Raw genomic sequence first — 13085 nt, 5'->3', positions numbered from 1 at the left:
TCGCCCCCTATGATCCACCGTCCGTCGCGGTACCCGCCGCCGGCGGAACCGGCAGAGATGACGGGAGCGAGGATATCGGTGGCGGCAGGTTCGAAATAAGGTTCACCCATGCAACAGCGACCGCTCGGCCGAAGCGGGCTGGCGGTTTCCCGGCTCGCGCTCGGCACCATGACGTGGGGCCGGGACACCGACGCCGACGATGCGGCCGCCCAGCTGAAGAGTTACCTGGACGCGGGCGGCAACCTGATCGACACCGCCGACGTGTACGGCGACGGGGACGCCGAGTCGGTGATCGGCTCGCTGCTGGGCACCCTCGTTCCCCGTGACGATCTGCTGATCGCCACGAAGGCGGGGTTGCGCCCGGGCAGCGGCCGGCGCCGCGACGGCTCCAGGGGGCACCTGCTGCGGACCCTGGACGCCTCCCTGCGCCGGCTCGGCACCGACCACGTGGACCTGTTCCAGGTGCACGGGTACGACCCGGACACCCCGCTGGAGGAGACCCTGGCCGCGCTGGACCACGCGGTGGCCAGCGGCAAGGTTCGCTATGTCGGGGTGTCGAACTTTTCCGGCTGGCAGACCGCGCGGGCCGCCGCCTGGCAGACCGCCTGGCCGGGCCGGGCGCCGGTGGTCGCCGCCCAGGTGGAGTACTCGCTGCTGGAGCGGGGCGTGGAGCGGGAGGTGCTGCCCGCCTGCGACGCGCTGGGCCTCGGCGTGCTGCCCTGGTCGCCGCTGGGCCGTGGGGTGCTCACGGGCAAGTACCGGCACGGCCGTCCGGCGGACTCCCGGGCCGCCTCGCCGCACTTCGAGCGGTTCGTCGCGACGTACCTGGAGCCGCGCTGCTCCAGCATCGTGGAGGCGGTGGCGACCGCGGCCGGCGGGCTGGGCGTGTCGCCGCTGGAGGTGGCGCTGGCCTGGATCAGGGACCGGCCGGGGGTGACCGCGCCGATCCTCGGCGCCCGCACGGTCGGGCAGCTGCTCGGCGCGCTCCAGGTCGAGCGGATCACGCTGCCCGAGGAGATCACCACCGCCCTGGACGACGTCTCCGCGGTGCCGGTGGGCTACCCGGAGCGGGACGGCTAGCGGCGAGGGGGCGGCCGGTCCGCCTCAGATCGCCGGCCGCTGGCCCGGGATGTCGCGCACGGCGGCGAGGAAGCGGGCCTGGTCGTCGCGGGTCGCCGGGTTGACGATCCGGATCCAGGACCCGTCGTCGAACCCGATGGTGGACGGGAACTGCACGAGCCGCGCGGCGCCGTGGTCGCAGTCGATGCGCGTCACCCGGTGCCGCTCGACGCTCCACAGCACCCGGGGCTGCCGGCGGTCGGGCCGACCCTCGTCCGGTCGACGGCCCATCCGCAGCAGGTGCAGGTGCGTGTCGGTCACCGCCAGCGGGGTGCCGGTGTAGCGCTCCAGGAAGAGCAGCAGGCTGCCGGCGAGGCTGGCCAGCTCGCCGCTGAAGACGTACCGGCGCCGGTAGGCGATCTCGGCGAGCTGGTCGGCGAGGGGGCGGTACTGGCTGAGCCGGAACAACGCCCGGAAGGCCTCCTGCTCGGGGGTCAACGGCAGCGGTTGGCGGGGTTCGGCGCCCTGACGCGGCGCCGGGAGGTTGGACTCCGGGTCGGCGGCGTCGGCGACGCCACCGGCGAGCGCGGCGGCCTTGCCGGGGAGCAGCAGGACACCCGCGGCGATCCGCACCGGTGTCAGCACGGCGTCCACCCAGACCACCGGGTTGACGATGTTGAGCAGCCCGAACAGCGCCCGGGGCTCCAGCGACTCGGCCACGGCCTCGGTCATCGTGTCGGCGAACTGGCTGCCCGCCCGGTGCATCTCGTGTGCCCGGACGGGCGCCAGACCGACGTAGCGGACCTCCTGGTCGGGCAGCAGCGGCGCGACCAGGGCGCGTTCCGGCTCGTCGCTGGTGCGGAACTCGTCGCGCATCTCGCGGGCCTTGTCCCGGGCCGCCCGCGCACCGCCGAGCACCGCGTCGGTCAACCGGCCGAGCCGGCCCCGCTCCCCTGACGTCACGCCTTACCTCCTCGACCGGCCTAACGGCCCGCCGGCTGGCCTGCGGGCGGCTGCCCGAAGACATTCTGGTCGATCCAGTCGGCACCGCCCTGCACCGCCTGGTCGATCTGGTCGCTGACCTGCTCGCTGCCGGGAACGGAGAGGCCGCTGGTGAGCGCGACGGACCCCCAGGTGACGCCGTGCACGATCGAGTTCGGCACGTTCCACGGCAGGTTGGTCGCCCAGTCCCGGGCGATCACCCGGGCGCCGTCGGCGACGCCGTGCGCGCGCAGCGCGGCGGCCCGCTCGAGGGCGCCCATGTCGAACGGTGAACCCGACTTGCCCAGCTTGTAGGTGCCCTTCGCCGGGTCGAGGAACTTGTGGTGCCACTTGTCGGCCTTGCCGGCGGCGCTCCGCTTGTCGGCGTACTTCTGGCCGGTGCGCAGCTTCTTCTGCATGTCGACGAGCTTGTCGAGGTGGTTGCGCAGTTTGCGCAGGTACAGCATGACCCGCTGGAGCAGGCGGATGACCTTCTGCAGGTGCGCCGCCAGCGGCCTGATGATCTTCAGCATGCGGGTGAGCACGATCAGGCCCCGGGTCACGGCGACCCCCATGCCGGCCACCCAGGACGCCCCGGCGGTGAACGGCGCCATCAGCAACGCCGTCACCAGCGTCACCAGCAGGAAGTTCACGAACTCGACGCAGAGATCGACGAGCACGTCGTGCACGGTCTGCAGACCGTCAGCGACGCTGCGCAGATACTCCGCGGCCGCGGCGAACTGCTCGGCGACGTCGAGCAGTTGCTGTTCCACCTCGGCCAGCCGCCGGCCGTACGCCTCGCCGGCGGGCGAGCGCCACCCGGGTTGCGCGGCCTCGCGGACGCCGCGGTGCCCCTGCGCCAGGTCGCGCACCTGCCCGGCCAGCGCGTCCCACTCGGCGGCCTTCGCGCGCAGCACGGCGGGCTCGCCGTCGACCATGTCGACGAGCTGGATGAGTGGCCAGGCGAGAGTCCGGCAGACGCTGTCGACCGCGTCCTCCACCCCGGAGAGTGCGTTGTCGAGGCCGTTCCACAGCTGGACGGCGCTACCTGCCGGCCCGCTCATCCGGGCAGCCCCGCCTGGATGGCCTTGAACCCGCCGTCGAGGTCCTGCTCGTTGCGTTCGTACGTCTCGACCGTGTCGGCCAGCGCGCTGGCGACCCGGCCGAACGCGGCGTTGGCGGCGCCGAACAGCTCCACGCCACCGGTGACCTGCTCGGCGTACTTGCCGCGGAGCATGTCGCTGGCGAACGGCAGATGACCGAAGGCGTCCGACGGCACGTCACCGGCCGAGACGATCTGACTCTCCAGCGCCGCCAGCGAGCTGGCAACCTGCTTCGCGGCTGTCTCCAGTCGACGGATCGCGTGCACGTCGACATCGATGTCCGGCGCCATGCCGTTCCTCCCCCATGTGTTCAGCGCACCGACGATACGATTCCCCGACCGCCGGGCACCACCCCGGTGCACGGTCCACGGGGGAGGAATCTCATGGCTGACCCGATGTCCGCGTTCGACGCGCTGGCCGGACGGATCGCCGACATCGAACGCCGGTTCGCGGGCCTACGCGACGACCTGGCCGACCTGTCCGGCACCGCGAGCGACGAGAGCGGCCTGGTCTCCGCGACCGTCGACGCCACCGGCGTGCTCACCGGCCTCAATCTCGCGCCCGCCGCGCTGCGCGCCGGCACCGAGGGGGTGGCGGAGCTGGTGCTCGACGCGTACCGGCGGGCCCGCGCTGCGGCCACCGAGCGGGTCGAGGAGCGCACCGAGGGGTTGGACGTCGAGCTCGGCGCGGGCCTGACCGACCTGTTCGGCAAGCCCGGTGACTTCTCGGCGCTGGGTCGCCTGGAGGAGACCATCGGCCGGCTCGGGCGGCTGGACGACCGCCTGCCGGGTTCGCCGGCATGACCTCGCCGACCTGGCCGGAGATCGTCGTACGGCTACGGGACACCATCGCCCGCTGCGACCGCGACACCGACCTGGAGCTCACCGCGGCCGCGCGCGGGATCCGGCTGCTGGTACGCCGCGACCTGGTTCGGGTGCTCTGCCCCGGCTACGAGGAGGCACGCCTGGCCGCGCTCGGCTGGCGCCGCCCGACGGGCGACGCGCATTGGTGGTACGAGTCGCCGCGCATCCCGGAGCAGTTGGACCGGCTCAGCATGCTGGTGGCCCGTACCGCCGCCGAGGTGCTCACCGACGACCCGGGCGCGCTCTCCTGCCGACCCGTGCCACCGGCCACCCGCCCCACCTCGACGGTGCGACCGGCCACCGCCGGGCCGGCGCCGGCGGAGGCGGCGGAGCCGGTGGTGGTGGCGCGGCTCGCTGCGGCCGCCGACCGACGCGACCTGCCCGGATACCTCGGCGTGCTGGCCGGCGCCGTGGTGTGCGTGCCGCTGGCCGGGGAACCGGCAGCGGACGGTGAGGTCCCGTGGGCGGTGGTCGGCGATGCGACGGGCGCGCCGCTGCTGCCGGTCTTCACCTCCCCGCAGGCCCTTGCCGCGTTCGCCGGGAACGGCGTGCCGTTCGTCGCGCTGCCCTGCGCCGAACTGCTCGAGGACTGGCCGGACGAGTCGTGGGGGCTGGCGGTGGACGCGGGCAGCGCCCGGGCGGTCACCCTGGCCGCGCCGGCGCTGGCCGCCCTTCTCGCGGCGAACGCCCCGACCGGGTAGCGCCGGGCCCGCGGCAGGGATCACGCGGCGGCGCCCAGGGCGGCACGAACCACGCACGGCAGCGGCATTGGTCACCCCGCAGGGGGTGGCGAACGGCCGCTGGGCTGGGCAGCATGGATGGCATGGACTACGAATACGCGCCGCTGCGGCTGCCGCCGAACGTCGACCGGTTGACCGCCGCGGCGCAGTTGGCGATCCAGGCGGAGTTCTCCGGATGGGAGTTGGCCCGGGTGCGGCTGTTCCGGGACGGCACCCGGCAGGTGGTGCTGCGTCGGCGACGGGCCAACCAGCTGCAGCCGGGCCTGTCGTACTGACGCCCGGTCGGGCCGGGCGTGCGGCGCCCGGGGCCCGGGGCCCGGCCATGATCGGTCGGGCCCCGGGCGTGTCACGGCCTAGTGCTGGTGCCCGGCGTGGTCGTGGTCGTCGTCGAGCTCCAGGAACGGGTGCTCGTCGAGCCGGCCGACCAGCCGATCGTCGACCGCCGGCTGGAACGGGCCGACCGCATCGTCGTCGTCGAACGACTCCAGGTCGACCGGGGTGCCCACCTCGCTGACCATGACCACTCCGTCGAGCGGCTCCAGCTCGGGGACGTCCAGCGCGCCGAGCGAGCCGTCGCCGCTCTGCAGCAGCTCCAGCACCGCCTCACCGACACCCTCCACCGGCGCCGGCTCGTCGTCCTCCGGGGTGCCCTCGCGGCGGGCCACCTCGGCCACCCGCAGCAGCGCGGAGACGCTCGGGACGCGGTAGTCGCGGCGCTGGCGTACGGAGATCACCCGGGGGTGCGGGTCGCTGGCCTCGGCTCCCTCGGCGCCGCCGAAGCGCTCGTCGGCCTCGTCCGGGTCGATCGAGTCGACGTCCCATGGCGTCACCTCGCCGAAGGCGTCGAGCAGCCGCTCGTCGTAGGCGTAGGACGCGTTGTTCAAGGCCACGTAGGCCTGCCAGACGTCGTCGTCGTCGACGCGGCCCTGAGCGGCACGTACGGCGGTCAGGTGGTGACGGGCCGCTTCGATCACCCGCTCGAGAGCGGCGTCCAGCTCACCGTGCTGGTCGGTCATGTGGGGCAGTCCCTTCACGATGGGGAGGGTCCGAGCCGGGTGCAGCACCGGACACGGTTAGCAGGTGCGGAGGAACCGGTCGAGAACCCGCACGCCGAACTGTAGTCCGTCGACCGGAACCCGCTCGTCGATGCCGTGGAACAACGCGGAGAAGTTCAAATCGGCGGGCAGCCGCAGCGGGGCGAACCCGAAGCATCGGATGCCGAGCTGCGAGAACGCCTTGGCGTCGGTGCCACCGGAGAGCATGTACGGCACCGGGCGCGCGCCCGGGTCCTCGGCTCGCAGCGCCGCCGACATGGCCTCGACCAGGTCGCCGTCGAAGGTGGTCTCCAGCGCCGGCTGCCGCTGGATGTACTCGATCGCGATGTCCGGGCCGACCAGCTCGCGCAGCTGCCGCTCCAGCAGCTCGGACTGGCCGGGCAGGCTGCGGCAGTCGATGGTGGCGGTGGCCCGGCCGGGGATGACGTTGTCCTTGTAGCCGGCGTTCAACCGGGTCGGGTTGGCCGTGTTGCGGATGGTCGCGCCGATGATGTTGGCGATGGGGCCGAGCTTGGCGATCGCCGTCTCCGGGTCCTCCGGGTCCAGCTCGACGCCGAGCACGTCGGAGACCTCCTCCAGGAAGGCCCGCACGGTGTCGGTGACCACCACCGGGAAGCGGTGCCGGCCGACCCGGGCGACCGCCTCGGCGAGCGCGGTGACCGCGTTGTCGTCGTGCATCATCGAGCCGTGCCCGGGGCGGCCCTTGGCGTGCAGCCGCAACCAGTCCAGGCCCTTCTCGGCCGTCTCGATGAGGTAGAGCCGCTGGTCATCGTTGACGGAGTACGAGAAGCCGCCGACCTCACCGATCGCCTCGGTGCAGCCGTCGAAGAGCTCCCGGTGCCGCTCGACCAGGAAGTGCGCGCCGTAGTCGCCGCCCGCCTCCTCGTCGGCGGTGTACGCCAGGACGATGTCGCGCGGGGGGCGTACGCCGGTGCGCTGCCAGTGCCGCACCACGGCGAGCACCATGGCGTCGAAGTCCTTCATGTCGATCGCGCCCCGGCCCCACAGGTAGCCGTCGCGCAGCTCGCCGGAGAACGGGTGCACCGACCACTCGTCGGCGTCGGCGGGCACCACGTCCAGGTGGCCGTGCACCAGCAGCGCGCCCCGGCTCGGGTCGGTGCCGGGGATGCGGGCCACCACGTTCGCCCGGCCCGGCGCGGACTCGTGCAGCACGGACTCCAGGCCCACCTCGGCGAGCTTCTCCGCCACGTACTCGGCCGCACGGCGCTCACCGACGCTGGTGTCGTTGTCCCCCGTGTTGGTGGTGTCGATTCGCAGCAGATCGCGGCAGAGGTCCACGACCTCTGCGGTGGGGTCCGGTCGGGCGGGGGCGGCGTCGCTCGTCATCGCCTCTTCATACCAGCCCGGGCTGGCCGGCGGGCCGGCGCACCGGGCCCGGCGAGCCGGGCATTGAGCTCGGCGGATCCGGGTGACGGTTTCGCCGAGCCCGCCGCCGGGTACCGCCGCCCACGACCGCACATCCCCTGCCGGAGCTTCCGCCCGCCAGTCGAGGAGGGCACCATGTCCGCCGTTTCCCTGCCACCACTGCCGCCCACCCCCGAGGAGGGCTACCGGCCCGGCGGACGCAGCATCGCCGACATCGTGGACCGGGAGCACCAGCAACTGCTGGCGCTGCTGACCCAGTTGACCGGTCCGGACGCCGCGCCGCAGGACGGGCTCGCGGTGCTCACCGCCGCGCTGTCGCGGCACCTGTCCGCGGAGGAGCAGTACCTGCTGCCGGCGGTGCGCGCCGCGCTGCCGGACGCGGCCGGGCGGGTGGACGCCGAGATCAACGCCGACGCCGCGCTGCTGTCCACCCTCAAGGCGCTCGACGACGAGACGCTGACCGAGGTCGTCGCGCGGGTCCGCCGGCACGTGGACGGGGTCGGCGGGCTCGTCGCCGAGCTGCGCGCGGTGGCCACCGAGGAGGAGCTGATCCGGCTGGGCAACCGGCTGGAGATCGCTGAGGAGGCGGCACCGACCCGGCCGCACCCGGGCACCCCGGCCACGCCGCCGTGGAACCGGATCGTCGAGCCGGCGGTGGGGGTGGTGGACAAGGTCCGTGACGCGGTGACCCGCCGGCCGACGTACCTGGCGGACCTGCCGGAGCCACCTCGCGGCTGAGGAGCGGCGACACCCACCGAAGCATTCAACCTTACCGATCCGTCCGGACCCTTCCGTCGGCTGCGGCGTGGTCCTACCGTCACCGTATGAACCTGGAGCTGCGACACCTGCGGGTGGTCTGCGCGATCGCGGAGACGGGGAGCGTGACCAAGGCGGCGTCGGCGCTCGGCCTGGCCCAGCCGGCGCTCACCGCCCAGCTCCAGCGGATCGAGCGGACACTGGGCGGGCCGCTGTTCGACCGGGACCGCCGCGGCGCCCGGCCCACCGCGCTCGGTGAGCTGGTGCTGGCCCGGGCCCGGGTGCTGCTGCCGGCGATGAAGGGCCTGCAGGACGAGGCGGCCCGCCTCGCCGGCGCCGGCGAGGCGCCCCGCTGGTACCGGTTCGGCGGGGTGAACAGCCCGATCCTGGGGCGGCTGGTGCACCGGCTGGCCGCCGAGCGGCCGCCCGCGCAGATCACCACGTACGCGTCCTGGTCGGTGGACGAGTTGGCGCAGTTGGTGGCCGGTGGCCGGCTGGATTTCGCGCTCACCGGCGTGTGCGGTGACGCCGTCCCGTCGGCGGAGTTCGGGTTGAGCTGGCGCGAGGTGGCCATCGACCCGGTGCTGGTGCTGCTGCCCGAGACCCATCCCCTCGCCGAGCGCGACGAGGTGCGGCTGGTCGACCTGCGCCACGAGCAGTGGGTGGCCGCGCCGGGCGACGGCTGCTTCGGCGACTGCTTCGCCGCCGCCTGCGCCCGCGCCGGCTTCACCCCCCGCAAGGTGTACGAGACCGACGTGCGGGGCTGCGTGGACCTGGTGGACGCCGGCGAGGCGGTGGCCCTGTGTCAGGCGACGTTCCGCCCGGTGGCCGGGCTGGTCACCCGACGGCTGGCCGGGATACCGCTGCGCTGGAGGCTGCTGCTGGGCTGGCACCTGGACTCGCCCGCCGCCCAGGGGGCGGAGGTGGTGCTGGAGACGGCGAAGGCGGCGTACACCGACTCGCTGGCACCGCATCCCGGCTACCTGGCCTGGCTTCTGCGCAATCCCGGGTTCGGCGTCCGGCAGCCCAGCGGCGTTTGACCACGATCCCCACTCGGCTCCGCGCCGTGGCGGGCGGCGGCCTGTTAATCCCTGCCCGGTGGCGGTGCGAATCGCCGTCGGCGGGGTATCTGGCGGACATGACCGATCTCTACCCGCCCACCGGCGACCGGGAACTGCTCCGCCAGGCGGCCGCCGCGCACACCGCCGCCACCCGCGAGACGGAGGCGTTCCTGCGCCGGCTACCGGACGTGCCCGACCCGGCCGACGTCGCCGAGTACGCCAACCTGCTCAGCCGTGAGGAACGGACCCGCGGCGAGCGGGACGCCGCCGCCGACGCGGTCGGGCTGACCATCGGCAGCCTGGAGCCCGATCAGGCCTGACCAGGCTCGACGCGACGGTGCCGTCCCTGCCCGGGACGGCACCGTCGAGCGTGCGTTCAGCGTTCGACGAGGGGGTCGTGGCCCAGGTCGAGCAGGGAGTGCCGCCACTCGTCGTCGGCGTTGCCGCGTGGCGGTTTGGCGTCCATCAGCTCGCGGATCCGGTCGACCGCGTCCCGCATCACCTCGATGTCCTCCGGGGTGAGGTCGACCTTGCGCTTGGCGAGCACCTTGAGGATCTCCCGGCCCGGCTGGGGCAGGTCGAGGGTCGGGTTCGAGCCGAACGACTCCTCCCCCGAACCCCGGGTCAGCAGCCAGGTGCGCAGTTGCTCCGACGGGACGTTGACCTCGGCGTGGAAGTCATCCCAGAGCACTTCCACCTCGGGGTCGATCCGAGTCTCGCGTACCATCAGGTCTCCTCTCCGGGCGGCGACCCGGACGTCTCCGGGTCGTCCTCGTCGGTCTTCGGATGCAGGCCCTCCGGCGGCACCCGGGTCCTCCTGGGGTTCGCGGTGGGCGGCGCCAGGATCGGGTCGGGATGGTGCTCCTCGTCCCGGGATTCCGCGGGCTCCTGCGGTTTCTCCGGTTCCGGTCGTCGCGCAGGCCCGCTCATCGCGGGTGCGTGGTCGTGGCGGCGGTGTACCCCCGCTCGCCCGCGGTCACGTCGAAGGTGAGCGCGCCCTCGCGCGCGTCCACGGTGACCTTCTGCCCGGGCGAGATCGCCGACTCCAGCAGCATCCGGGACAGGTGGTTGTCCACCTCCCGCTGGATCACCCGGCGCAGCGGGCGGGCACCGAACTCCGGCTGGTAGCCGTGCTCGGCGAGCCAGTCGACGCCGGCGGTGGTGAACTCCACCTGGATGTCCTGGGCGTGCAGCCGGCGGCGGGTCTCCTCCAGCAGCAGCCCGGTGATCTGACGCAGCTGCTCGGCCTCCAGCCGACGGAAGATGATCACCTCGTCGATGCGGTTGAGGAACTCCGGGCGGAAGTTCTCCTGCAGGCGGCGCATCAGCCGCTCGCGCAGCTCGTCGTTCTCCTGCTCGCTGCCCGGCGCGCCGGTGCCGAAGCCCACGGCGCGCTGCATGCCGGTGATCAGCTCGGAGCCGAGGTTGCTCGTCATGATCAGTACGGTGTTCTTGAAGTTCACCGTGCGGCCCTGGCTGTCGGTCAGCCGCCCGTCGTCGAGCACCTGGAGCAGGATGTTGAACACGTCCGGGTGGGCCTTCTCGATCTCGTCGAGCAGCACCACCGCGTACGGGCGGCGGCGCACCGCCTCGGTGAGCTGGCCGGCCTCCTCGTAGCCGACGTACCCGGGCGGGGCGCCGACCAGCCGGCTGACCGTGTGTCGTTCCTGGAACTCACTCATGTCCACCCGGACCATCCGGTCCGCCTCGCCGAACAACGCCTCGGCCAGGGCCCGGGCCAGCTCGGTCTTGCCGACGCCGGTCGGGCCGAGGAACAGGAAGCTGCCCATCGGCCGCTCCGGATCGGCCAGCCCGGCACGGGAGCGGCGGACCGCCTCGGCGACCGCGGTGACCGCGTCGTCCTGGCCGACGACCTTCTGGTGCAGGTGGCCCTCCAGGCGCAGCAGCCGGTCCCGTTCCTCCTCGGTGAGCTGGCTGACCGGGATGCCGGTGGCGCGGGAGACCACCTCGGCGATCTCCTGCGGACCCACTTCCGGCACCTGTGTAGTGGAGCCGTCGTCGCCGTTCGCGCGGCGCACCTGTTCCTCCAGCTCGGAGATCCGGTCGCGCAACGTGGAGGCCCGCTCGTACTGCTCGTCGGCGACGGCCTGTTCCTTGTCCCGGCGTACGTCGTCGAGCTGCTGCTCCAGCTCCCGCACGTCAGAGGCGGGGGTGCGGGTGCGCAGCCGGACCCGGGCGCCGGCCTGGTCGATCAGGTCGATGGCCTTGTCCGGCAGGAACCGGTCGGTGACGTACCGGTCGGACAGTTCGGCGGCGGCGACCAGCGCCTCGTCGGTGAACCGCACCTGGTGGTGGGCCTCGTACCGGTCGCGGAGCCCGCGCAGGATGGCGATGGTGTCGTCGACGCTCGGCTCGGGCACCAGCACCGGCTGGAAGCGCCGGGCCAGAGCGGCGTCCTTCTCGATGCTCTTTCGGTACTCGTCCAGCGTCGTCGCGCCGATCACCCGCAGCTCGCCGCGGGCCAGCGCCGGCTTGAGCATGTTGGACGCGTCCATGCCGCCCTCGCTGCCGGCGCCACCGGCCCCGACCAGGGTGTGGATCTCGTCCATGAAGATGATCAGCTCGTCGCGGTGTGCCCGGATCTCGTCGATCACCTTCTTCAGCCGCTCCTCGAAGTCACCCCGGTAGCGGGTGCCGGCGACCAGGCCGGCCAGGTCGAGCTGGACGACCCGCTTGCCGAGCAGGGTCTGCGGCACGTCCCCGTCGCAGATCCGCTCGGCCAGGCCCTCGACGATGGCGGTCTTGCCGACGCCGGCCTCGCCGATCAGGACCGGGTTGTTCTTGGTACGCCGGGACAGGATCTCCACGGCCTGCTCGATCTCGTCGGCGCGCCCGATCACCGGGTCGATCTGGTCGGCGCGGGCCAGGTCGGTGAGGTCCTGCCCGTACTGGTCCAGGGTGGGGGTGCCCCGGTCCGGCTTCGGCCCGGTCATCGGCCCCCTCTCAGCGTTGGCGGCCTGCAACGACTCCGGCTGGATCCGGCCGGCGGCCAGCATCCGCCCGGCCGGCGACTCCGGGTTGAGCGGCAGCGCCATCAGGATGTGTTCGGGGCCGATGTAGTTGGCGCCCATCGCGCGGGACAGCTGGTGGGCGTCGAGCAGCGCCCGCTTGGCCGCCGGGGTCAACGACAGGTTCGGGGGCACCTCCCCGCGTGGCGCGCCGTCGCCCCGCCCGCCGAGCGCGTTGAGCAGGGTGTCCGGATCGGCGCCGGCCCGGCGTACCAGGTCACGCAGGGGTTCGCGTTGCAGCGCCGCCCAGAGCAGATGGTCGGTGTCCAGGTCGCTGCTCTGCCGCTGCGCGGCCCGCCGGGCGGCGTCGGCCAGCATCTCCCGGGCGTCGGCCGTCATCAGCCGGGTGATGTCGACCCGGTGCGGAGGTCGGCGTCCTCCCTCGCCCCGGCCGAAGTACCGGGCCAGGAATTCATCCCACGGGTCGGAGCCGAAGTCACCGGGTCCCATCATGTCTCCTCCGCAGTCGGGCGCGGCACGGTCGCCAGGGGCTACCCGGCGCTCGCCCCGACAAACGCCGCACGTGGCGGCGCACCCGGCGTTGCGGGAGTGGCATCGGGACGGCGCCAGCCGGTGGTGGCAGGCTGACGGCATGGATGAAACCCCGCTGCTGATCGTGGACGGCGCCAACGTGGTGGGCTCCCGCCCGAACGGGTGGTGGCGGGACCGGGCCGGGGCCGCCGCCCGGCTGCGCGACTCGCTGGCCCCGGTGGCCACCACCGGGCTGCCGGCCCGGCTGGCCGCACCGGTCGAGGTGGTGCTGGTGGTCGAGGGCGCCGCGCGGAACGTGCCCGGCAGCGACGCTGTCCGGGTGGTCTCGGCCGCCGGCTCGGGCGACGACACCGTGGTCGACCTGGTCGCGGATGCCCCGCGGCGCCGCCGGCTGGTGGTCACCGCCGACCGGGAGCTGCGCGACCGGGTCACGGCCCTGGGCGCCGAGGTGTACGGGCCTCGCTGGCTGCGGGACGCCCCCGCCAACACCTGAGAGGCTCTCGCACTGGGACTCCCACAGAACGGACTCCCGGCGCTTCTGGTCAGCAACGGGACGGTTG

16 protein-coding genes are annotated in these 13085 nt (G+C 73.4%); 8 read left to right on the top strand and 8 right to left on the bottom strand.

Translation table 11 applies throughout. From position 1 onward, the window contains the following. Nucleotides 1-108 precede the first annotated feature (108 nt). Nucleotides 109-1080 (top strand): aldo/keto reductase, encoded by a 972-nt coding sequence (locus BUS84_RS06500; protein ID WP_074309625.1) that lies wholly within the window; start codon nucleotides 109-111, stop codon nucleotides 1078-1080. A 24-nt stretch (nucleotides 1081-1104) separates the two neighbouring features. Here BUS84_RS06500 and BUS84_RS06495 read toward each other — a convergent pair whose 3' ends face one another. The 3 genes from BUS84_RS06495 to BUS84_RS06485 are packed head-to-tail and all read right to left on the bottom strand — an operon-like array spanning nucleotide 1105 to nucleotide 3433. Then, nucleotides 1105-2022, bottom strand: a complete 918-nt coding sequence (locus BUS84_RS06495) for a hypothetical protein (RefSeq protein ID WP_074309622.1) — start codon at nucleotides 2020-2022, stop codon at nucleotides 1105-1107. Nucleotides 2023-2042: 20 nt separating this feature from the next. Beyond that, nucleotides 2043-3104, bottom strand: a complete 1062-nt coding sequence (locus tag BUS84_RS06490; RefSeq protein WP_074309619.1) for a WXG100 family type VII secretion target — start codon at nucleotides 3102-3104, stop codon at nucleotides 2043-2045. Further along, entirely contained in the window at nucleotides 3101-3433 is a 333-nt protein-coding gene (locus tag BUS84_RS06485; RefSeq protein WP_074309618.1) for a hypothetical protein, read from the bottom strand. The genes BUS84_RS06490 and BUS84_RS06485 overlap by 4 nt, the downstream gene beginning before the upstream one ends. A 93-nt stretch (nucleotides 3434-3526) precedes the next feature. Here BUS84_RS06485 and BUS84_RS37330 point away from each other — a divergent pair, with 93 nt between their 5' ends. The 3 genes from BUS84_RS37330 to BUS84_RS06470 all read left to right on the top strand — a co-directional run bounded on the left by BUS84_RS37330 (nucleotide 3527) and on the right by BUS84_RS06470 (nucleotide 5021). Next, entirely contained in the window at nucleotides 3527-3946 is a 420-nt protein-coding gene (locus tag BUS84_RS37330) for a YbaB/EbfC family nucleoid-associated protein (RefSeq protein WP_143728253.1), read from the top strand. Continuing rightward, complete coding sequence (locus tag BUS84_RS06475; RefSeq protein ID WP_074309613.1) at nucleotides 3943-4707, top strand: SseB family protein; 765 nt, start codon at nucleotides 3943-3945, stop codon at nucleotides 4705-4707. Before BUS84_RS37330 ends, BUS84_RS06475 begins: the two co-directional genes overlap by 4 nt. A 122-nt stretch (nucleotides 4708-4829) precedes the next feature. After that, nucleotides 4830-5021 carry a DUF5703 family protein gene (locus BUS84_RS06470; protein WP_074312214.1) on the top strand — a complete coding sequence of 64 codons (192 nt, stop codon included), beginning with the start codon at nucleotides 4830-4832 and terminating at the stop codon, nucleotides 5019-5021. Between the two features lie 78 nt (nucleotides 5022-5099). On the opposite strand, the gene BUS84_RS06465 is transcribed toward BUS84_RS06470, so the two are convergent. After that, nucleotides 5100-5762, bottom strand: a complete 663-nt coding sequence (locus BUS84_RS06465) for a hypothetical protein (protein ID WP_074312212.1) — start codon at nucleotides 5760-5762, stop codon at nucleotides 5100-5102. A 57-nt stretch (nucleotides 5763-5819) separates the two neighbouring features. Beyond that, a complete protein-coding gene (locus BUS84_RS06460) occupies nucleotides 5820-7148 on the bottom strand; it encodes a M20/M25/M40 family metallo-hydrolase (RefSeq protein ID WP_074309610.1) in 1329 nt (442 codons plus the stop codon). 174 nt (nucleotides 7149-7322) lie between these two features. Here BUS84_RS06460 and BUS84_RS06455 point away from each other — a divergent pair, with 174 nt between their 5' ends. From BUS84_RS06455 to BUS84_RS06445, 3 genes are all read left to right on the top strand, one after another. Further along, nucleotides 7323-7925 (top strand): hemerythrin domain-containing protein, encoded by a 603-nt coding sequence (locus tag BUS84_RS06455; RefSeq protein WP_074312210.1) that lies wholly within the window; start codon nucleotides 7323-7325, stop codon nucleotides 7923-7925. A gap of 86 nt (nucleotides 7926-8011) precedes the next feature. Further along, nucleotides 8012-8983: a LysR family transcriptional regulator gene (locus BUS84_RS06450; RefSeq protein ID WP_074309608.1), complete on the top strand. Its 972-nt coding sequence runs from the start codon at nucleotides 8012-8014 to the stop codon at nucleotides 8981-8983. 98 nt (nucleotides 8984-9081) lie between these two features. Then, nucleotides 9082-9324 carry a hypothetical protein gene (locus BUS84_RS06445; protein WP_074309605.1) on the top strand — a complete coding sequence of 81 codons (243 nt, stop codon included), beginning with the start codon at nucleotides 9082-9084 and terminating at the stop codon, nucleotides 9322-9324. A gap of 56 nt (nucleotides 9325-9380) precedes the next feature. Here the strand turns inward: BUS84_RS06445 and BUS84_RS06440 are convergent, their stop codons facing one another. The 3 genes from BUS84_RS06440 to BUS84_RS06430 are packed head-to-tail and all read right to left on the bottom strand — an operon-like array spanning nucleotide 9381 to nucleotide 12486. Further along, complete coding sequence (locus BUS84_RS06440; RefSeq protein ID WP_074309604.1) at nucleotides 9381-9731, bottom strand: DUF3140 domain-containing protein; 351 nt, start codon at nucleotides 9729-9731, stop codon at nucleotides 9381-9383. Beyond that, a complete protein-coding gene (locus tag BUS84_RS06435) occupies nucleotides 9731-9934 on the bottom strand; it encodes a hypothetical protein (protein WP_074309602.1) in 204 nt (67 codons plus the stop codon). Before BUS84_RS06435 ends, BUS84_RS06440 begins: the two co-directional genes overlap by 1 nt. Further along, nucleotides 9931-12486, bottom strand: a complete 2556-nt coding sequence (locus BUS84_RS06430; RefSeq protein ID WP_074309600.1) for an ATP-dependent Clp protease ATP-binding subunit — start codon at nucleotides 12484-12486, stop codon at nucleotides 9931-9933. Before BUS84_RS06430 ends, BUS84_RS06435 begins: the two co-directional genes overlap by 4 nt. 139 nt (nucleotides 12487-12625) lie before the next feature. Here BUS84_RS06430 and BUS84_RS06425 point away from each other — a divergent pair, with 139 nt between their 5' ends. After that, complete coding sequence (locus tag BUS84_RS06425; RefSeq protein WP_074312208.1) at nucleotides 12626-13018, top strand: PIN domain-containing protein; 393 nt, start codon at nucleotides 12626-12628, stop codon at nucleotides 13016-13018. The last annotated feature ends 67 nt before the right edge of the window (nucleotides 13019-13085 follow it).

The organism is Micromonospora cremea (assembly GCF_900143515.1).
Classification (GTDB): Bacteria; Actinomycetota; Actinomycetes; order Mycobacteriales; family Micromonosporaceae; genus Micromonospora; species Micromonospora cremea.
This window is presented reverse-complemented; position numbering and strand designations above follow the sequence as displayed.

What these genes read in the sequence shown, in the direction of transcription:
- BUS84_RS06500 (WP_074309625.1), top strand. Translation starts at nt 109, where the DNA reads ATGCAACAGCGACCGCTCGGCCGAAGCGGGCTGGCGGTTTCCCGGCTC.
- BUS84_RS06490 (WP_074309619.1), bottom strand. Translation starts at nt 3,104, where the DNA reads ATGAGCGGGCCGGCAGGTAGCGCCGTCCAGCTGTGGAACGGCCTCGAC.
- BUS84_RS06485 (WP_074309618.1), bottom strand. Translation starts at nt 3,433, where the DNA reads ATGGCGCCGGACATCGATGTCGACGTGCACGCGATCCGTCGACTGGAG.
- BUS84_RS37330 (WP_143728253.1), top strand. Translation starts at nt 3,527, where the DNA reads ATGGCTGACCCGATGTCCGCGTTCGACGCGCTGGCCGGACGGATCGCC.
- BUS84_RS06475 (WP_074309613.1), top strand. Translation starts at nt 3,943, where the DNA reads ATGACCTCGCCGACCTGGCCGGAGATCGTCGTACGGCTACGGGACACC.
- BUS84_RS06470 (WP_074312214.1), top strand. Translation starts at nt 4,830, where the DNA reads ATGGACTACGAATACGCGCCGCTGCGGCTGCCGCCGAACGTCGACCGG.
- BUS84_RS06465 (WP_074312212.1), bottom strand. Translation starts at nt 5,762, where the DNA reads ATGACCGACCAGCACGGTGAGCTGGACGCCGCTCTCGAGCGGGTGATC.
- BUS84_RS06460 (WP_074309610.1), bottom strand. Translation starts at nt 7,148, where the DNA reads ATGACGAGCGACGCCGCCCCCGCCCGACCGGACCCCACCGCAGAGGTC.
- BUS84_RS06455 (WP_074312210.1), top strand. Translation starts at nt 7,323, where the DNA reads ATGTCCGCCGTTTCCCTGCCACCACTGCCGCCCACCCCCGAGGAGGGC.
- BUS84_RS06450 (WP_074309608.1), top strand. Translation starts at nt 8,012, where the DNA reads ATGAACCTGGAGCTGCGACACCTGCGGGTGGTCTGCGCGATCGCGGAG.
- BUS84_RS06445 (WP_074309605.1), top strand. Translation starts at nt 9,082, where the DNA reads ATGACCGATCTCTACCCGCCCACCGGCGACCGGGAACTGCTCCGCCAG.
- BUS84_RS06440 (WP_074309604.1), bottom strand. Translation starts at nt 9,731, where the DNA reads ATGGTACGCGAGACTCGGATCGACCCCGAGGTGGAAGTGCTCTGGGAT.
- BUS84_RS06435 (WP_074309602.1), bottom strand. Translation starts at nt 9,934, where the DNA reads ATGAGCGGGCCTGCGCGACGACCGGAACCGGAGAAACCGCAGGAGCCC.
- BUS84_RS06430 (WP_074309600.1), bottom strand. Translation starts at nt 12,486, where the DNA reads ATGATGGGACCCGGTGACTTCGGCTCCGACCCGTGGGATGAATTCCTG.
- BUS84_RS06425 (WP_074312208.1), top strand. Translation starts at nt 12,626, where the DNA reads ATGGATGAAACCCCGCTGCTGATCGTGGACGGCGCCAACGTGGTGGGC.